Origin of the sequence: Pseudomonas sp. CNPSo 3701 (assembly GCF_028674975.1) — a bacterium.
Taxonomy (GTDB): Bacteria; Pseudomonadota; Gammaproteobacteria; order Pseudomonadales; family Pseudomonadaceae; genus Aquipseudomonas; species Aquipseudomonas straminea.
In genome coordinates this window covers 389,128-407,421 of record NZ_JAQZSI010000001.1, presented here as the reverse complement: position 1 = coordinate 407,421, position 18,294 = coordinate 389,128, and the positions used below count along the sequence as shown (strand labels likewise).

The window sequence follows — 18,294 nt, the reverse complement described above, 5'->3', positions numbered from 1 at the left end:
AGGCCACCCCGGGAGCCCCGGGTGCGGCGGATGTCTGGATGGTGAGTGGAGCAGGCGCCGTGGCGGCCTATGCGGCCTTGATCACCACGGCGGTAATATTATCCGGCGCGCCCCGGGTCAAGCCAAGGTGCACCAGGCTGCGTACCACCTGGTAGGGGTCTTCGTGGCCCAGCACTTCGCGCAGTTCATGATCCTCGACCGTCTTGTTCAGGCCGTCGCTGCACAGCAGGAAGGTATCGCCGGGGCGCACCTCCAGCGTCGCGGTTTCCAGCTCCAGTTCGTCCTGCACGCCGAGGGCGCGGGTGACGATGTTGCCCATGGGGTGGCTGCGTGCGGCTTCTTCGTCGAGCAGGCCGCTGTCGACCAGTTCCTGCACGTAACTGTGGTCGCGGCTGATCGGCTGCAGGTCGCCGTTGCGCAGCCGGTACAGGCGACTGTCACCGGCCCACAGGCAGAGCGCTTCCGCGCCCCGGGCGGCGAGCACCACCACGGTGCTGCCCATGGTCGCGCCACCGCGTTTCTCGGCTTCGGCGCGCACCTGCCCGTTGACGTGATCCAGGGTGTCGATGATCGCCCCGCGATAGGTGTCGAGCACCGCGCTGGGCGGTAGGGCGCGCAGGCTGTCGATGATCAGGCTGCTGACGAAATCGCCGCTGGCGTGCCCGCCCATGCCGTCGGCGACGGCCCACAGGCCATTGTCCGGGGCGTCCAGGCAGGCGTCCTCGTTGATCTTGCGCACCATGCCGACATGGGTATGGCTGGATGAGTGGTAGCGGGTCACGCTCGACGGGATCACGGCTGACCTCCCGCGGACTCGCTGAGCAGGCGACAGAACGCATTGGCCGGCGGCAACCCGGCGAAGCGGACCAGCCCCGGCGCCACGCGCTCGGAGCCATTGCCCCACCACAGGCTGGCGCCGTTCCAGGTCTGCTGCATCAGGGCCAGGCCGCGATCCTGGGGGTTATCCACCGACCAGATCGTCGCGCCGCTGGCATCCCGGCGCTGTTCGCTGCAGGTTGTCGGCAGCGGACTGCCGAGGGCCTCGACGCTGCGCTCGAAGGCCTCGGCATCGGCGCCCTCCTCCAGCGTCGACAGCAACAGCCCTTCGGCGCGCTCGAACCAGTCGTCATGGCTGCTGACCAGTTGGCCGATATCGGCATCGGCCGGCAGCGGCAGGGCGATGGTCAGCGGAAAATAACGGCCGACCCGGTCGACGCTGGGCATCATCACCCCACATACCGCGTCCGGGCCGAGCAGGCCGGGCGCCACGGCGAAGCGCCACAGCGGGCTGACCAGGTAGGCGTCCAGCCAGGCTTCGCCGAGAGTCTGCCGGCTGGCTGCCAGCCCCGCTGCCAGCCAGGCATCCCAGGCCTCGATGAACGCCGGGCTCAGGCCGCGATGAATGAAATCTCCCCGTACGGCCAACTTGCCGTAGAAACCTGGTGTACTCACAAACGCTCCGGCAGGCTGAAACCGCTGACCACCTGGCGGCGGAATGGATTGAACGCGCTGCTGGCGCGCAGCTCGCTGGAAATGCTGGCGTTGTCCACGCGCATGCGCAGGGTGAAGCGATCCGGCGAATTACCCTGGGCCAGGTCCGACTGGTCGAGCAGGCGGAACCACGCCCACGGCCCTTCCAGGGTAATGCCCGAGCGACCGGTGACCGAGGCCGGCGAGATGTTCAGGCGCACCACGCCGGTGCCGTTGGCGCTCGGCCACTGCATGGCCACCGGGCGTGCCGGGCCATGGTCGTAGCTGAACTGCTGGCCGTCGAGGTCGAGCTGGAACTGCTCGATGGCGGAGTCCATGGCCACCGGGCGCAGTTCGAAACGCACCATCGGCTGGGTACCCCCGGAGCGGAAGAACGCCTCACGAATGCTCGCTGCGCGCTGAAAGGTCTGCAGTACACCACTGCCGATGCCGAGCTTCTGCGCGGCGCCGGGCTGCCAGCGCCAGGTGCTGGCCGAGGTATCGACATAGGGTTGCAGGTAGCGACGGAAATAGCTGTCGAGCACCCCGCCCTGGCCGAAGAAGTGACCGAAGTCGTCCAGGGTCGCGTCCCGGCTGCTGCCGCGGTCCAGCGGGTAACGCCCAGCCAGGGACTGGCGGTAGACGCTGACCACTTCGCTCATCCAGGCGGCATTGAGCTGGTTGCGGATGCCACCCATCATGGTGCCGGTGGTGGAGCCCACGACCGACTTCAGGAAGCCCTGCACCACCGGCGGCTGACGCTCGGCACTCAGGCGTACCTGATCGGCGGCGGCGGTGGTCTGGTTGCGCGACTCGCCCAGCAGCGCATCGCCACTGGCACCGCTCATGGCGCTGACCTGCACGTACAGCGCATTGAGGTCCTGCAGCAGTGCATCGATGGCCGGCGGCTGGCCGTCGGCATCCTCGACCAGGCCGTTGAGCTCGGCGAAGTGCGCGGTGATCGGGTCCATCTCGGTGGCCAGCACCTGGGCCGCGCCCTCTTCCGACTGCCCGACCAGCGAGCCGAGCTGCTGCTTGAGACGGTCGACGGTATCACCGCCACGCTCCTTGAGCTTCTCGGCGACCAGGCGTTCTTCCTTCTGCAGGTCGGTTTCCTTGGCCACCGCCTGCAGCAGCTTCTTGAGCGGCGAAGTCGGGCCGGACAGCACGCGCAGCACGTCGGCGGCCTGGGCGACGCTGGTTACCGGCACGAAGTCGAGGTCGGCGAGCAGCGCATCCCACTGGCGCATGTAGTCCTGCACATAGAGGCGGCGCACTTCGAGGGCCAGGGCGGCGGCATTCTGGCCATCGTCCAGGCTGCGGCCAAGCACCCACTGCTCCTCGGCCAGCGTACCGGCCTGGCTGACGCTGCCGACCAGGAAGGCTTCACGGTAACCGCGCTGGGTGTAGAAGCCGCTGAGCGGCTCGTTCAGCGGCTTGCCGCTCTTGCGGGTGAAGACCAGCGCGGCGTCACGCCCGGCCGCTTCGCTGATGCGAAAGTCGGGGATGCCATCGGGTAGTTTCTGGCGTTTGACCCGATCGTAGGCGCGCTGGGCGACGGACAGGCGCTGCAGTTGGCGGCGCACGTCCTCGATCAGGTGCTCGTCGAGGCGCACCACCGGCGGCTGGCGGTCATACAGCGCCGCCAGGTGCGCGTTGAGCGCGTCACGCTGCTCGGGCAGCAGGTCGCGTGGCAGGCTGCGGTCCCAGTCCAGGGCGATCCAGGCCTTGATGAAATCGGCATCGTAGCGCTCGGCTTCACCCAGCATCAGGTAGGCCTTGAGCCCCTCGTAGAGGAAGTCCGAATTGCCGCCTGCACGCAGTTGCTCTTCCAGACGCGCCAGCACCCGCGGCGCCATGACCGCGATGAGCAGCTTGCGGTAGACGCTGGAGGCTTCGCTGTCGAGCATGTCGCCCTGGTACAGGCCGAAGCCCTCGGCCCAACTCGGCGCATCGCCACTGACGTTGCGGATGGCATCGAGCAGCGGCTGCACCGCCAGTACCTCGCGTTGCGCCGGGCTGAGCGCCTGCAGCTCGCCCCGCAGCGGCTGCACGCGAGCATCCACGGCGGCGATGTAGGCCTGGTTGGCGCGGAAGCTGGCGAACCAGACGGCGGCGGTACCGAGCACCAACACCACGGTCGCGGCGATCACCCCGCGGGCCAGCCAGCGCTTCTGCCGCTCGACCTTGGGGTTGGCGCCGACCAGCCCACGCTCGCCGAACACCACGTCACGCAGCAGGCGTTCGATGAAGTAGCTGCGCCCGGTGCCGGTCTGGCGCGCCAGGTGCTGGCGATCCAGGCTCATGCTCTGTGCCATGGCGCCGATCAGCCGGTCGATGGGGCTGCCTTCCTGAGTACCGCTGGTCAGGTATACACCGCGCAGCAGCACCCGCTCCTCGTACGGGTTGGGTTTGAACACCCCATCGAGGAAGCCGGCCAGCGCTTCGCGCAGCGCCGCGAACTGCTGAGGGAAGCCGTAGATCAGGTCGCGCCGCGCCGGGTCGCGCTCCTGCTGCAGGCGCTCGACCAGCCGCTCGTTGAGGCGCGCTTCCAGCGCATCGAACTCGCTGCGGAATACCTGCAGCGGGCCGTCGGCACTCTTGCCGTCGTCCAGGGTGAAGGTCATGCCCCAGACCTGGGCGCGTTCTTCCTTGCTCAGGCCCTCGAAGAACTCCATGAAGCCGGGCACCAGGTCCAGCTTGGTGAGCATCACGTAGACCGGGAAACGTACGCCGAGCTGGGTATACAGCTCCTGCACCCGGGAACGGATGGCCACGGCGTGGGCCGCGCGCTCGCTCTCGCTGCCGAGCAGCAGATCGGACAGGCTGATGGCCACGAAGGCGCCATCGATGGGCCGGCGCGAACGCTGCTTCTTCAGCAGGCCGAGAAAGCCCAGCCAGGCGGCCTTGTCGACCGCGGCGTGGCTGTCCTGGGTGGTATAGCGCCCGGCGGTGTCGAGCAAGACGGCCTCGTCGGCGAACCACCAATCGCAATTGCGGGTGCCGCCCACGCCGCGTACGGCGCCGGCGCCCATTTGCTCGGCAAGCGGGAAACGCAGCCCGGAATTGGCCAGGGCGGTGGTCTTGCCGGAACCGGGCGGGCCGATGATCACGTACCACGGCAGTTCGTAGAGATTGCGCCGCTCGCCGCCGCCCAGCTTGGCGCGCTTGAGCAGGCCCAGGGCCTCGTCCATGCGCTGGCGCAGGGTGGCCAGCTCCTCGGCGGTGGCCACGCTGGTGGGGTCTGGCGCGACGTCGACCAGCCCCTGCATGACCTTGGCAGCATTGCGCCGCGCCTGGACGATGCGCATCACCCGCCAGGCCGCCCAGGCGGCGAACAGCAGGATGATCAGCGTCCAGCGCGCGGTGGTGCTCGCCAGTGGCTCGAAACCGCCGATGGCGATCAAGGGGCCGATGAACCAGATCACCAGTGCCAGCGCGACCAGGCCCAGCACCGGCATGACCCAACGGGCCATGAAACCGAAAAACGCCTTCACTCGACGCCCTCCGCAAAAACTGTGATTTCCACCCGGCGGTTGCGCGCGCGGCCCTCTGCCGTGTCGTTGGAGGCCACCGCCTCGGTATCGCTGCGCCCTTCGGCGCGGAAGCGCGCGGGCTGGCCGGTCTTGGCCACCAGCACGTCCATCACCTGCTGGGCGCGGTCCTGCGATAGCTTCCAGTTGGACGGGTAACGCAGCGTGGCGATGGGCCGGTTGTCGCTGTGGCCGGTGACCAGCACCTGGCCGTTGACCTTGCGGATCGCCTCGGCGATGCGCAGCAGCAGCGGCTGGAAGTCATCGGCGATGGTCGCACTGCCGGAGGCGAACAGCTGGTCGCCGCGGATGGTCACCACCGAGCGGTCGACGGCATCTTCCACCGCCACCTTCTGGGCGCGAATCTCCTCGGCCAGGAAACCGGCCAGGCGTGGTCGCTCGACGATGCGCGGTTGTTGCGCCGGGCGGTCGATGGTCTGCACCGGCACGTCGCCCAGGGCATGCAGGTTGCGGAACACCGGCTCGGCCTCGGCGGCCAGTTTCATGCGCAGGCCGAACAGCAGCACCAGCAGGATTGCCAGGCCGATGGCCACCGCCACCCAGGGTGGCAGGAACTGGCGCAGACGATCACGGGCGACCACCAGGCCGCGCCAGTGCGGCGACAGCTCGCGCTCGATCTCGCCACGGGTGCTGCGGATGGTCGCCGCCACTCGCTCGCGCAAGGCGTCGAGCTGGCTGCGGCCGTCCTGCATGACCCGATAGCGACCTTCCATGCCAAGGCTGATGCACAGGTACAGAAGCTCCAGCAGGTTTAGGCGTTGGCGGGGGTTCTGCAGGCAGTGGTCGAGCAGCTGGAACACTTTCTCGCCGCCCCACGCCTCGTTGTGCAGGGTGATCAGCAGGCTCTGCTTGCTCCACTCGCTGCTGCTGCCCCAGGGCGTGCTCATTACCGCTTCGTCCAGGGCGGTGCACAGCACGTAGCGCGCCAGCATCACTTCGTCCTGGGCCACGCCGGCGGCGCGGGCCTTGTCCTCGAATTGGCGCAGGTAGCCGAGCAGCTGGGCGCGCAGGCTGGCCGGCGCGGGATGGGAAATGGTGCTGCGCAGGCGCGTCAGCAGCGCCAGCATGGGGCCGGCCGCCGCTTCGATAGGGTTAAGGCCCAGGCCACGGGCGGCCAGCGGCGGCGCGCTGGGCATCTGTGGCGGCGGCGAACCGGCGGGAGCCGGGCGCGCCGGCTCAGCCGCGCGGCCACCAGGGCGTGGCATGATCATGGTGCGGTCGTTAGCCGGGTCGCTGCCCTTGCCGGGCTGGCCGGGCAAGGCGCCAAATGGATCGTCGATGGTCATCGCGCGTCAGCCTCGGATGGCCCAGAAGGCCAGATTCAGGCCCGGGAACTGGCCTGCGATATGGAAAGCGAAACCGCCGGAGTGGATCAGCTGTTTCCAGTGATCGCTGCCCCGGTCCAGTTCGAAGTAGTTGGAACCCGCGTGGTACGGCAGTTGGCGCGGCGCCACCGGCAGCGGCAGCAGGCCGATACCCGGCAGCTGCAGGTTGACCAGATCGCGGATGTGCTCCACCGAGCCAATCTTCGCCTGCTGCGGGAAATGCCCGCGCAGGCTTTCGCCCGGCACATCGGCGCGCACCACGAGGATGAAGCTGGCCGAGTCGAGCAGCGACTTGTCGGCGAGCATCGCTACGTGCACGCCGTAGGATTTCTCGATGATCGGAATCGGGATCGCGCGGCTGTCGATGACCATCGACAGTGCTTGACGCAGCGCCAGCATCACCGGAGCGAAGGTGGTGGTCAGGTCGTCGTGTTCGTATACCGGGTACTCACCCGGCCGGCGCTCGGCGGCGGTGAAGGTCGAGAACTCACCGGCCAGCGCCACCAGTTCGCGGTACAGCACTTCCGGGTGCAGTGGGGCGATGCGCGCCAGGTGGGCAACCAGCGGCTGGGCGCGGTTGACCAGTTGCAGCAGCAGGAAATCGGCGATCTCCGAGGCACCGCCTGCACCGGAGGCGACCACCCGCCCGGCCAGGGCTTCGCCGCGCTGATGCAGCAGGCCGAGCAGTTCGTTGCGAAAGCCGGACAGCGGCCGCGAGGCACTGACGTCGAGCAGCGGCGGGATGTAGCTGTCGTCGAGCAGCAGGCTGCGATCCTCGCGCTTCTCCACCACGCGCACCACGCCGACGGCGGCATGCTCGTCGAGGCCGTCACGCTCGGTGATCAGGCGCAGCGCCAGGGAACCGATGGCCACCGGCGCGCGGCTTTCCAGCGAGGAATTGTCGTCACGCACCTCGTGCACGCTGCTCAGGTAGCGCGCCGAGCCGAGCGGCTCGCCAGCCTCCACGGTGTCGCGCAGGCCGGCACGGCGCAGCGGCAGGGCCAGGTAGACAATGCCGTCGCGCAGGTTCTCATCGATGTTCAAGGGCGCTGGCGCAGCGTCGTTCTCGGGAATGTTGAACGGCGTGCCGTCCGGCAGCAGGCCGCGCGCAGAGAGGATCGCCAGCTTGCCCTGGGCAAGCAGGGCGCTGTCGATCAGCAATTGGGAAAAGCCCCAGGCGCCGGGCTGCACGGCATGATTGCGGCTTTCGACCAGGGTTTCGATGTAGCGATCCTGCTGCTGGAAGTGCTGCGGCCGCAGGAACATCCCCTCCGACCAAACCACACGATTGTTCCAGGACATGAACGGGTCTCCAGTCACTCAAGAGGGGTCAGCGGCGCGGCGCTGATGGCATAGGCGTCCAGCTGCAGGCGCAGGGCGCTGGCCTGATGGGCAGGAATTTCGATGACCTGGCGCCAGATCGAACGGTCGAGGGCGCGGTAGGCCACCACCACGCCGAGGTGGCGGGTGGCATCGTCGAGGGTCAGTGACTTGCGCTGGGTTTCGCCAGGGCGCACCACGAAACGCTCGGTCTCGATCAGCTCGCTCGCCAGGGTGGCGTCGGCACGGTCGACCAGCGAGAAGAAGTCGGCACGGGAAAAGGTCGAGGCATTGCGCAGCTGGTAGATCTGCACCCAGACCGGCGAGGCCGCGCTGTCGAGCGCCGGGTTGAGGTCGCGGCTGGCCTGTAGCTGCAGCTCGACGGTGGTGGGCGCTGGCTCCTTCGGCCCCGACGCGCAGGCGCCGAGCAGCAGAAAGACCAGCAGAGTCAGAATCCTTGGCATAACGCTTCCTCGATGGTTATCGCTGGCCCGCCACGACGTGGCGGGCCACAGGGCCTCAACGGCCTCGCAATCTCGCAATATGTTCTTCGTAGGCACGGCTGAATTCACGACCGAACAGTTCCTGAAAACCGTCCTCGGCCTCCTGGGAGATGGTCGCGTACAGCTCGGTGAACAACTCCCAGTAATGCGCCCGCCGGCCATTGGGCAGCAGTGCCGAGAGCCCGCTCGGCTTGTTCAGACGCCCTTCCAGCTCACGCGGTTCAAAGCGCGCGAGCAAATATTTGATGGCTGCCTGCACGCCCGCCATCAGCGCCAGCTGGTGGGCGCGCAGGTCGTCGAAGCTCTCGCCCACCGCCTGGTCCGGCGCCATGAACGCCTGGTTGTCGTGGCGCAGCAACATGAGCAGCGCTTCGTCGACGTTGGGCGCAAATTTCAGCGGGTTGTTCTGCACCGGCTGGATCATGGTCTGCGCCATGCGGAACTCGCCCTTGAGGCTGGCACGGGCGCGCAGCACATCGATCAGCCCCTCGACCATCAGCCGATAGCTGCGGCCGATGGCCTCCATCTGCGCCGCGGCCGCCGCGCGGTCCAGACGCAGGTGCTGCAGGCCGGCGCCGCGCAGAAAGGCTTCCATCAGCTCGCCATCGTCAACGGCACTCGGCGGTGCAGGTGCAGGTGCAGGTGCAGGTGCAGGTGCAGGTGCAGGTGCAGGTGCAGGCTGGGGTGTCGCCACCGGCTCGGCAACCGGCGGCGGTTGAACCGGCTCAACCGGCGGTTGCTCCACGGTGAACGCCTGGATTTCCACGGCCGGCAGCGGCGCCAGATCGGCAAACGGATCCGGGATCGGCGGCGCCTCGGCTTGCAGCGGTTCGGCGAAAGGGTCCGGAATCTGCAACGCGTCCACCCTGGGCGGCGCGGCAAAGGGATCGGCAATCGGCTGGGGCTTCGCCGCGGCCTGCAAGTCAGCGAACGGGTCCCAGTCTGCCGGGATCACCGAGGACGGCGCTGCTTCAGGCACCACGGCAGGCGCCGGCTGCGTCGGGCGCGGCGGTCGGAAGTCATGCTGCTGGGCCGGCACGTGATCGGACACCGACGGCGCCACGGCCGGCGGCGGGCTGAGAAAATCGAACAGATCCGGCTTGGTATCGAATGGCGAATCGCGGCGCGGCGCCGGGGCGGTCGGCGCAGGATTTACCGGTGGCATTTCCAGCGGCTGGGCAGTGCGACCGAGCAGCGCCTCAAAGCTGTTGAACGGATCGTCAGCCATGCCGGATGCCGGTGGCGCAGCAGGCGCGACGCTGATCCCACTGATCTGCACGCGGATCTCGTACTCGCCGATCTTCAGCACTTCGCCGTCTTCCAGCGGCTCGCTGCTGCCGCGGCGCAGGCGCGTACCAGCGTTCTGCAGAATCACGCCGTTGGTGCTGGTATCGGTGATGTAGTAGGTACCGTCGCGGTACTGGATCACGCAGTGCTGGCTGGAGACCAGGCGTTCGGGATCGGGCAGCACCCAGTCGTTGCCGGCGCTGCGCCCGATCTTCAGCTCACCGCGATCGAGCTCGACCTCCGCCCGTTGCCCGGGGGTCAGCTTGTGGTACGTGGTGATGAACAAGCGCAACGGCATTGCGACTCCTTGCAGTGCGGCCGGAAAAACAGAAACGCCATTGACGAGGACAATCGTCAATAGCCAAAGCGCTCTATTTTTTTCCCTTAATCAAGACGGTTCAATGGTCAGACGGGAATAAATTCGAGGCGGTTGTGAGTCACCGCACAGAAGACCGAAATACTGTGCATCACTACAGTTTCTAACGCATTGCCCTCGCTTGACAATGCTCAAAGGCCGCTCAGAGAATGGCGCCGATCTGCACCGAACCCCGCCTGAATAGTGGCATTTCGCCGCTTTTCGTCATGAGCACGGGCCGCCAGGCTGTTAGGCGGCGAGCGCTCATTCGACCCCTGGGCCTGACATGGAGAGCACCTACGTGGTGGATGTGTCGCACCTGCTCAACCCGGTATCCGACGAGACGCCGCACGGCGAAGACCTCGAATACGACGCCGAATTTCTCGAGCTCGAGCGTCTCGCCCTGGGCCAGCCTGAGCGCCAAATGGGCCAGTCGGTCATCGCTGCCGAGCCGCCGGACTGGCGCCAGGTGCGCGAGCGCGCCAGCGACCTGTTCGTCCGTAGCAAGGACCTGCGCCTGGCCAGCCTGTACCTGCAGAGCGCCATCGCCCTCGAGGGCCTGAATGGCCTGGCCCAGGGCCTGACCCTGGTGCGAGAGCTGCTGACCCAGTACTGGGAAGGCGTCTACCCGCAGCTCGACGCCGACGATGACAACGACCCGACCATTCGCATCAACGCGCTCAATGCACTGAGCGCCGAGCCGGTGATCGTGCTGTTGCGCGAAGCCAGCATCACCCGCTCGCGGGCCTTCGGTGCGGTAAGCATCCGCGCAGCCCTGAATGCCGCCGACCTGCAGCGCTTCGCCAGCGAAACCCTGTCGCCCGAACAACTGCGTGGCGCCTTTCTGGATACCGACGCCGAGCTGCTCGACAGCACCCGCGTAGCCCTTGACGAGGCCGCAGCGGCCCTGGCCGATATCGAAGGTCTGCTCAGCGATCGCGTCGGCTCGGCGCAAAGTGCCAACCTCGAATCCCTCAAGCAGGTGCTGCGCCACACCCGGCAGATCTTCAACGACCAGGCACCGGTGGCCGGCGATGACTCGTCCTACAGCGAAGAGATGTCCGCCTACAGCGACGCCGCTGATGACGCGAGCAGTGCGCCACCAGCAGCGCGCCAGGCGCCTGCCGCACCCGGTCGCATCGCCAGCCGCGACGATGTGCTGCGCACCCTCGACCGCCTGCTCGAATATTACGCCCAGCACGAACCTTCCAGCCCGGTCCCGGTCTTACTGACGCGCGCGCAGAAGCTGGTCACCGCGGATTTCGCGGAAATCGTGCGCAATCTGATTCCCGACGGTATGTCGCAGTTCGAAAACCTGCGCGGCCCCGAATACGACTAACAGGCCGTTGAAAAACGTAGGCGAGGCAGCCGACGCTAGGCGAAAACAGCCGAAAAAGCGGAGTGTACGAGTTGTACATGAGCATTTTGAGGCTGTTTTCAACGACGCGGCGGCAACGTAGGTAGTTTTTCAACAGCCTGATAACGTGCGGCGGATCTTCAGGGAAGCCCCACGCACATAGCTACCGGCCATTGGCCGCAGAAGCCAGTGCCCATGCACAGGAGGAGCAACATGAGTAACACCACCAGCAGCCAGAAATTCATCGCGCGCAACCGCGCCCCGCGGGTGCAGATCGAGTACGACGTGGAGCTGTACGGCGCCGAGAAAAAGGTGCAGTTGCCCTTCGTCATGGGCGTGATGGCCGACCTCGCCGGCAAGCCGGAAGAGCCGTTGGCCGCCGTCGCCGACCGCAAGTTCCTGGAAATCGACGCTGATAACTTCGACTCGCGCCTCAAGGCCATGAAGCCGCGCGCGGCCTTCCACGTACCCAACGCGCTGACCGGTGAGGGCAACCTGAGCCTGGACATCACCTTCGAGAGCATGGACGACTTCAGCCCGGCGGCCATCGCCCGCAAGGTTGATTCGCTCAACCAGTTGCTCGAAGCGCGCACCCAGCTCGCCAACCTGCTGACCTACATGGACGGCAAGACCGGCGCCGAAGAGCTGATCATCAAGGCGATCAAGGACCCGGCCCTGCTGCAGGCCCTGGCCAGTGCGCCCAAGCCCCAAGACAACGAGCCGCAAGCCTAAGAGGACGCCACGATGAGCCAACAGACCCAGGCGTCCGAACAGTCGCTTGCCACCTCCGAACAGACCAGCGAATTCGCCTCGCTGCTGCTGCAGGAATTCAAACCCAAGACCGAGCGTGCCCGTGAAGCGGTGGAAACCGCTGTGCGCACCCTGGCCGAGCATGCCCTGAGCAAGACCGACCTGATCTCCGACGACGCCATCAAGTCGGTGGAATCGATCATCGCCGCGATCGACGCCAAGCTCACCGCTCAGGTCAACCTGATCATGCACCACCCGGACTTCCAACAGCTGGAAAGCGCCTGGCGTGGCCTGCACTACCTGGTCAACAACACCGAGACCGACGAGCAGCTGAAGATCCGCGTGCTCAACATCTCCAAGCCCGAACTGCACAAGACCCTGAAGAAATTCAAGGGCACCGCCTGGGATCAGAGCCCGATCTTCAAGAAGCTCTACGAAGAGGAATACGGTCAGTTCGGTGGCGAGCCCTACGGTTGCCTGGTGGGCGACTACTACTTCGACCAGTCGCCGCCCGATGTCGAACTGCTAGGCGAAATCGCCAAGATCTCCGCGGCCATGCATTCGCCGTTCATTTCCGCGGCCTCGCCGACGGTCATGGGCATGGGCTCGTGGCAGGAGCTGTCCAACCCGCGCGACCTGACCAAGATCTTCACCACGCCCGAATACGCCGGCTGGCGTTCGCTGCGTGACTCCGAGGATTCGCGCTACATCGGCCTGACCATGCCGCGCTTCCTGGCGCGTCAGCCTTACGGTGCGAAGACCGATCCGGTCGAAGAGTTCGCCTTCGAGGAAGAAACCGACGGCGCCGACAGCAGCAAGTACACCTGGGCCAACTCGGCGTACGCCATGGCGGTCAACATCAACCGTTCGTTCAAACTGTACGGCTGGTGCTCGCGCATCCGTGGCGTGGAGTCGGGCGGTGAAGTGCCGAACCTGCCGGCGCATACCTTCCCCACCGACGACGGTGGCGTGGACATGAAGTGCCCGACCGAAATCGCCATTTCCGACCGCCGCGAAGCGGAACTGGCGAAGAACGGCTTCATGCCGCTGCTGCACAAGAAGAACACCGACCTGGCCGCCTTCATCGGCGCCCAGTCGCTGCACAAGCCCGCCGAGTACGACGACCCGGACGCCACCGCCAACGCCAACCTGGCCGCGCGCCTGCCGTACCTGTTCGCCACCTGCCGCTTCGCTCACTACCTGAAGTGCATCGTGCGCGACAAGATCGGCTCATTCAAAGAGCGCGACGAGATGCAGCGCTGGTTGCAGGACTGGATCCTCAACTACGTCGACGGTGACCCGGCGCACTCCACCGAAACCACCAAGGCCCAGCACCCGCTGGCCGAAGCGGAAGTGGTGGTCGAGGAAATCGAGGGCAACCCGGGTTACTACAGCTCCAAGTTCTATCTGCGCCCGCACTACCAGCTCGAAGGGCTGACCGTGTCGCTGCGCCTGGTATCCAAACTGCCTTCGGCCAAGGGGGCCTGAGGCTCGTCACTGTGGCGCCCGCATTGGCGGGCGTAGCTGAAACAGAGTGGCAGAAGCCACGAAAGGAGGAATGATGGCTGTTGATATGTTCATCAAGATTGGCGACGTCAAGGGCGAGTCCAAGGACAAGGCCCACGCCGACGAAATCGACGTACTGGCCTGGAGCTGGGGCATGAGCCAGTCCGGTTCCATGCACGTTGGCGGTGGCGGCGGTGCCGGCAAGGTCAATATCCAGGATCTGTCGCTGACCAAGTACGTCGACAAATCCAGCCCCAACCTGATGATGGCCTGCTCCAGCGGCAAGCACTATCCGGAAGCCAAGCTGACCGTCCGCAAAGCCGGCGGTGACTCCCAGGTCGAGTACCTGATCATCACCTTGAAAGAAGTGCTGGTGTCGTCCATCAGCACCGGCGGCAGCGGTGGCGAAGATCGCCTGACCGAGAACGTCACCCTGAACTTCGCTCAGGTGCTGGTCGACTACCAACCGCAGAAAGCCGACGGCGCCAAAGACGGCGGCCCGGTCAAGTACGGCTGGAACATCCGCCAGAACGTCAAGGTGTAACACCACCCGCCTTGCGGGTACACAGCGATGCCCGGCACTGCGCCGGGCATCGCTGGTTCTGACCAGAACGAATTTTCGATGATGCGCTGCTCACTGCCAACGCAGGCGCAGCGCCTCGAAGGATCACCGCACGTACGCGGTGACCGCGCCAGTACAGGGACCGACAATGACTGCCGAACAATACCTGCGTAACGCACAGCTCGACGATGCGCTGAAGGCGCTGCAGGACCAGGTTCGGGCGCAACCCGCCAAGGCCGAACTGCGCGTGTTCCTGTTCCAGCTGCTGGCCGTGATGGGCCAATGGGGCCGCGCGCAGAATCAGTTGAAGGTCGCCGGCGAGCTGGATGCCGCCTGCCTGCCGATGGTGCAGACCTACAGCACGGCATTGAACTGCGAAGCCCTGCGCGAGCAGGTGTTCGCCGGCAAGACCACGCCTGTGGTACTCGGCCAGCCGGCCGAATGGGTCGCGCCGCTGATTCTCGCCCTCGAACAGGACGCCCAGGGCAACGCCGCCGCAGCCCAGAGCCTGCGCGACCAGGCCTTCGAAGCCGCTGCCGCGGTGCCGGGCAAGCTCGATGACACCGCCTTCACCTGGCTGGCCGACGCCGACCCGCGCCTTGGCCCGGTGCTGGAGCTGATCGTCAACGGCCGCTACGTCTGGCTGCCCATGGAAAATATCGCCAGCCTCAGCGTCGAAGCGCCCAGTGATTTGCGTGACCTGGTCTGGCTGCCGGCCCAGCTGACCCTGACCAATGGCGGCAGCACCGTGGCGCTGATCCCCAGCCGCTACCCGGGTACCCACGCCAGCAGCGACGGCGCGCTGCGCCTGGCCCGCAAGACCGAATGGCAGGACGACGGCGTGCCGCTTGGCCAGCGCCTGCTGGCCTTCGATGGCGGCGACCAGGCGCTGTTCGATCTGCGCACGCTGAGCTTCGAGCACGGGAATGCAGCGGCATGGCCGACCTGAAACGTCAGGAGCGCCTGCAGCCCGCCCTGCTCGATCGTCTGCTCGACGACGACCCGAGCAACCCGGCAGAGAGCGTCGACAAGCGCGTGCTGACCCTCAACCAGCTGCGCGCCTCGGTGCTGCGCGACCTGGCCTGGCTGTTCAATACCATCGCCCCGCTGACCAGCGACGACGAGGCCCTGACCCGGGCCGGCAGTTCGGTGGTCAACTTCGGCCTGCCGCCGCTGGCCGGGCATAGCGCCTCGAGCATCGACATTCCCGCGGTCGAGCGCCTGCTGACCAAGGCCATCGCCGACTTCGAGCCGCGCATCGTGCGCTCGTCGCTGCGCGTGCGCGCCCGCCAGGAGGCCGAGGAAATGAACCACAACTCCCTGAGTTTCGAGATCGAGGGTGATCTCTGGGCCCACCCGATGCCACTGCGCCTGCTGCTGACCACCGAACTGGATCTGGAAACCGGGCACGTCCAGGTGCTGCCCGCCGACGCCTCACGGAGACGCCGATGAACCCGCGCCTGCTCGGTTACTACAATCAGGAGCTGCAGCACATCCGCGAAAGCGCGGAGGAGTTCGCCCGTGAATTCCCGAAGATCGCCAGCCGCCTGAGCCTGTCCGGCGTCGAGTGCGCCGACCCCTACGTGGAACGCCTGCTCGAAGGTTTCGCCTACCTGACTGCGCGGGTGCAGCTCAAACTCGACGCCGAATACCCGACCTTCACCCACAATCTGCTGGAAATCGCCTATCCGCACTACCTGGCACCAACGCCGTCGATGACCGTAGTGCAGTTGTGCGCCGACCCCAACGAAGGCTCGCTGAGCAGCGGCTTCACCCTCGAACGCGGTGCTTCACTGCGCGGCGCCCTGGGCAGCGAGGCGCAGACCGCCTGCGAATACCGCACCTGCCAGCCAGTCACTCTGTGGCCGCTGGAGGTCATCCAGGCCAGCTATTTCGGCAACCCGAGCACCCAGCTCGGCCGTCTGGCGGCCAGCGAACCGGGCGCCAAGGCCGCCGTGCGAGTGCGTCTGCGTACCGGTGCCGGGCTGCCGTTCAATGCGCTGGATCTGGATAACCTGACTTTCTTCCTGCATGGCGCCGACGAGCAGCCGTTCCGCCTCTACGAACAACTGATGGGCAACGTCTGCGCACTCTTCGTCCGTGCCGTGGATGGTTCCTGGGTCGAACGCCTGCCGCCGGACAACCTGCGCGCGCGTGGCTTCGATGACCAGGACGCCGCCCTGCCGGTAGTGCCGCGCGCCTTCCAGGGCTATCGCCTGCTACAGGAATACTTCGCCCTGCCCAACCGCTTCCTGTTCGTCGAGCTGACCGGCCTCAAGCGCGCCGTGCAGCGCAATGCCAGCCAGGAGATGGAGCTGGTAGTGCTGTTCAACCGCCTCGACAACAGCCTGGAAAACAGCATCGGTGCCGAGCAGTTTCGGCTGTTCTGCACCCCGGCGATCAACCTGTTCGCCCGCCGTGCCGACCGCATTCACCTGAGCGACCGCGTGCACGAGCACCAGATCATCGCCGACCGCACCCGACCGCAGGATTTCGAGATCCATTCGGTCACCGAGGTCAGCGGCCATGGCAGCGGCCCCGAACAGCCGTTCCAGCCGTTCTACGCGGTGCGCGACCCGTCGCGTTATGGTCGCGAACAGGCCTGGTACAGCCTGCGCCGCGAACCGCGGGTGCTGTCGAGCAAGCAACGGCGCAACGGCCCGCGCTCGACCTACGTGGGCAGCGAGACCTTCATCTCCCTGGTCGACGCCAACCAGGCGCCCTACCGCCATGACCTGCGCCAATTGGGCATAGGCACGCTGTGCACCAACCGCGACCTGCCGCTGTCGATGCCGATCGGCGGCACGCGCAGCGACTTCACCCTCGAAGACAGCGCCCCGGTGGTCGCCGTGCGCTGCCTGGCCGGCCCCAGCCGCCCACGGGCCAGCCGCGCCCACGATGCCAGCGCCTGGCGCCTGATCAGCCAGCTGTCGCTCAATTATCTGTCGCTCAGCGAGCAAGGCCAGGGCGCCGCAGCGCTGCGCGAACTGCTGCGCCTGTACGGTGATGTCGGCGACAACGCCCTGCAGCTGCAGATCGACGGCCTGCGCAAGGTCACCGCCCAGCCATGCACGCGGCGCCTGCCGATGCCGGGGCCGATCGTATTCGGGCGTGGCCTGGAGATCGGCCTGGAGTTCGACGAGAACGCCTTCCGCGGCACCGGCGTGTTCCTGCTCGGTTCGGTGCTGGAGCGCTTCCTGACCCGATACGTGTCGATCAACAGCTTCACCGAGACGGTGCTGCGCACCACCGAACGTGGCGAAGTGATGCGCTGGAGGGCCAAGCCCGGATGTCGGCCGACGCTGTGAACACATTGGCGGCGATGGCCGAAACGCCCTGGAACTACGACTTCTTCCAGGCCATGCGGCGCATCGAGTGCGAATACCCGCAAAGTCCGCGCCTGGGCCATTCCGTGCGCCTGGTCGACGACCCGCTACGCTTGGGCCAGAAGCCGGACTGCGGCTTCGCGCCCTCGACCCTGGCCAGCGTCATCCATGAGAGCACCAGCACGCCGCGTATCGAGCAGTTTTTCTTCGGCCTGACCGGGCCCAACGGGCCGCTGCCGATCCACCTCACCGAGCACGCCCGCGAGCGCCAGCGTCACCACGGCGACGCCACCTTCAAACGCTTTCTTGACGTATTCAACCACCGCCTGCTGACCCTGTTCTACCGCGCCTGGGCCGAGGCCCGGCCAACGGTGGCCCAGGATCGCGCCGCTGACGACTACTGGTCGCCGCGCCTCGGCGCGCTGTCGGGCCGCGGCATGGACAGTCTGCTTGGGCAGGGCCCGATCCCGGACGCCGCGCGCTACTACTTCACCGGTCACTTGGCCGCCCAGACCCGCTACCCCGATGGCCTGCAGGCGATCCTCGCCGAATACTTCGGCGTGCCGGTAGCGCTCGAGGAATACGTCGGCCAGTGGCTGCCGCTGCCGGAATACAGCCGCCTGGGCGCCAGCACCTGCACCCTGGGCATGGACCTGTGCCTGGGCACCCACGTGTGGGACCGGCAACACAAATTCCGCCTGCGCATCGGCCCGCTCAGCCTGGCGCAATACCGCCGGTTCCTGCCCGACCAGCCGCTGCTCGCCGAACTGGCGGCGTGGGTGGCCGAGTACGTCGGCATGGAACTGGACTGGGACACCAACCTGGTGCTCAAACAGGAGGAGGTACCGCCCGCATCGCTGGATGGCGGCTGCCGACTCGGCTTCGATACCTGGCTCGGCAAGCCGAGCGAGGATGCAAAGGATCTGCTGCTGGATAGACACCACGTCGTTACCCAGCCGCTCACTACCCCGAATTAGAG

At 66.6% G+C, this 18,294-nt stretch carries 15 protein-coding genes; 8 read left to right on the top strand and 7 right to left on the bottom strand.

Going from position 1 to position 18,294, the window contains the following annotated elements; genetic code table 11:
* Window positions 1-67: 67 nt before the first annotated feature.
* Genes PVA39_RS01835 through tagH form a run of 7 tightly spaced genes read right to left on the bottom strand, consistent with a single transcriptional unit; the run spans window position 68 to window position 9,757 of the window.
* Window positions 68-796 carry a PP2C family protein-serine/threonine phosphatase gene (locus tag PVA39_RS01835; protein WP_274122545.1) on the bottom strand — a complete coding sequence of 243 codons (729 nt, stop codon included), beginning with the start codon at window positions 794-796 and terminating at the stop codon, window positions 68-70.
* A complete protein-coding gene (tagF, locus tag PVA39_RS01830; RefSeq protein WP_274122544.1) occupies window positions 793-1,452 on the bottom strand; it encodes a type VI secretion system-associated protein TagF in 660 nt (219 codons plus the stop codon). The genes PVA39_RS01835 and tagF overlap by 4 nt, the downstream gene beginning before the upstream one ends.
* A complete protein-coding gene (gene tssM, locus PVA39_RS01825; RefSeq protein WP_274122542.1) occupies window positions 1,449-4,967 on the bottom strand; it encodes a type VI secretion system membrane subunit TssM in 3,519 nt (1,172 codons plus the stop codon). Before tssM ends, tagF begins: the two co-directional genes overlap by 4 nt.
* Window positions 4,964-6,310, bottom strand: coding sequence for a DotU family type VI secretion system protein (locus PVA39_RS01820; protein ID WP_147175343.1), 1,347 nt, complete (start codon window positions 6,308-6,310; stop codon window positions 4,964-4,966). The genes tssM and PVA39_RS01820 overlap by 4 nt, the downstream gene beginning before the upstream one ends.
* Window positions 6,311-6,316: 6 nt before the next feature.
* Complete coding sequence (gene tssK, locus PVA39_RS01815) at window positions 6,317-7,651, bottom strand: type VI secretion system baseplate subunit TssK (protein ID WP_147175341.1); 1,335 nt, start codon at window positions 7,649-7,651, stop codon at window positions 6,317-6,319.
* Window positions 7,652-7,665: 14 nt separating this feature from the next.
* Window positions 7,666-8,133, bottom strand: coding sequence for a type VI secretion system lipoprotein TssJ (tssJ, locus tag PVA39_RS01810; protein ID WP_093500617.1), 468 nt, complete (start codon window positions 8,131-8,133; stop codon window positions 7,666-7,668).
* A 55-nt stretch (window positions 8,134-8,188) separates the two neighbouring features.
* Window positions 8,189-9,757: a type VI secretion system-associated FHA domain protein TagH gene (tagH, locus tag PVA39_RS01805; protein WP_274122541.1), complete on the bottom strand. Its 1,569-nt coding sequence runs from the start codon at window positions 9,755-9,757 to the stop codon at window positions 8,189-8,191.
* A gap of 358 nt (window positions 9,758-10,115) precedes the next feature.
* On the opposite strand from tagH, the gene tssA reads away from it, so the two are divergent.
* The 8 genes from tssA (at window position 10,116) to tssG (ending at window position 18,292) form a co-directional block, all read left to right on the top strand.
* Window positions 10,116-11,153: a type VI secretion system protein TssA gene (tssA, locus tag PVA39_RS01800; protein WP_274123406.1), complete on the top strand. Its 1,038-nt coding sequence runs from the start codon at window positions 10,116-10,118 to the stop codon at window positions 11,151-11,153.
* Window positions 11,154-11,384: 231 nt separating this feature from the next.
* The gene (tssB, locus tag PVA39_RS01795; RefSeq protein WP_013789379.1) at window positions 11,385-11,903 is read left to right on the top strand and encodes a type VI secretion system contractile sheath small subunit; all 519 of its coding nucleotides are present in this window, start codon (window positions 11,385-11,387) and stop codon (window positions 11,901-11,903) included.
* Window positions 11,904-11,915: 12 nt separating this feature from the next.
* Entirely contained in the window at window positions 11,916-13,409 is a 1,494-nt protein-coding gene (tssC, locus tag PVA39_RS01790) for a type VI secretion system contractile sheath large subunit (RefSeq protein WP_027904019.1), read from the top strand.
* Window positions 13,410-13,482: 73 nt separating this feature from the next.
* Entirely contained in the window at window positions 13,483-13,971 is a 489-nt protein-coding gene (locus PVA39_RS01785; protein ID WP_013789377.1) for an Hcp family type VI secretion system effector, read from the top strand.
* A 166-nt stretch (window positions 13,972-14,137) separates the two neighbouring features.
* A complete protein-coding gene (locus tag PVA39_RS01780) occupies window positions 14,138-14,938 on the top strand; it encodes a type VI secretion system accessory protein TagJ (RefSeq protein ID WP_274122540.1) in 801 nt (266 codons plus the stop codon).
* Window positions 14,926-15,441 (top strand): type VI secretion system baseplate subunit TssE, encoded by a 516-nt coding sequence (tssE, locus tag PVA39_RS01775; RefSeq protein ID WP_013789375.1) that lies wholly within the window; start codon window positions 14,926-14,928, stop codon window positions 15,439-15,441. The genes PVA39_RS01780 and tssE overlap by 13 nt, the downstream gene beginning before the upstream one ends.
* On the top strand, window positions 15,438-17,297 hold the full coding sequence (tssF, locus tag PVA39_RS01770) for a type VI secretion system baseplate subunit TssF (RefSeq protein ID WP_274122539.1): 1,860 nt from the start codon (window positions 15,438-15,440) through the stop codon (window positions 17,295-17,297). The genes tssE and tssF overlap by 4 nt, the downstream gene beginning before the upstream one ends.
* Window positions 17,279-18,292, top strand: coding sequence for a type VI secretion system baseplate subunit TssG (gene tssG / locus PVA39_RS01765; protein ID WP_443200929.1), 1,014 nt, complete (start codon window positions 17,279-17,281; stop codon window positions 18,290-18,292). The genes tssF and tssG overlap by 19 nt, the downstream gene beginning before the upstream one ends.
* Window positions 18,293-18,294: the final 2 nt, after the last annotated feature.

What these genes read in the sequence shown, in the direction of transcription:
- PVA39_RS01820 (WP_147175343.1), bottom strand. Translation starts at nt 6,310, where the DNA reads ATGACCATCGACGATCCATTTGGCGCCTTGCCCGGCCAGCCCGGCAAG.
- tssK (WP_147175341.1), bottom strand. Translation starts at nt 7,651, where the DNA reads ATGTCCTGGAACAATCGTGTGGTTTGGTCGGAGGGGATGTTCCTGCGG.
- tssJ (WP_093500617.1), bottom strand. Translation starts at nt 8,133, where the DNA reads ATGCCAAGGATTCTGACTCTGCTGGTCTTTCTGCTGCTCGGCGCCTGC.
- tagH (WP_274122541.1), bottom strand. Translation starts at nt 9,757, where the DNA reads ATGCCGTTGCGCTTGTTCATCACCACGTACCACAAGCTGACCCCCGGG.
- tssB (WP_013789379.1), top strand. Translation starts at nt 11,385, where the DNA reads ATGAGTAACACCACCAGCAGCCAGAAATTCATCGCGCGCAACCGCGCC.
- tssC (WP_027904019.1), top strand. Translation starts at nt 11,916, where the DNA reads ATGAGCCAACAGACCCAGGCGTCCGAACAGTCGCTTGCCACCTCCGAA.
- PVA39_RS01785 (WP_013789377.1), top strand. Translation starts at nt 13,483, where the DNA reads ATGGCTGTTGATATGTTCATCAAGATTGGCGACGTCAAGGGCGAGTCC.
- PVA39_RS01780 (WP_274122540.1), top strand. Translation starts at nt 14,138, where the DNA reads ATGACTGCCGAACAATACCTGCGTAACGCACAGCTCGACGATGCGCTG.
- tssE (WP_013789375.1), top strand. Translation starts at nt 14,926, where the DNA reads ATGGCCGACCTGAAACGTCAGGAGCGCCTGCAGCCCGCCCTGCTCGAT.
- tssF (WP_274122539.1), top strand. Translation starts at nt 15,438, where the DNA reads ATGAACCCGCGCCTGCTCGGTTACTACAATCAGGAGCTGCAGCACATC.
- tssG (WP_443200929.1), top strand. Translation starts at nt 17,279, where the DNA reads ATGTCGGCCGACGCTGTGAACACATTGGCGGCGATGGCCGAAACGCCC.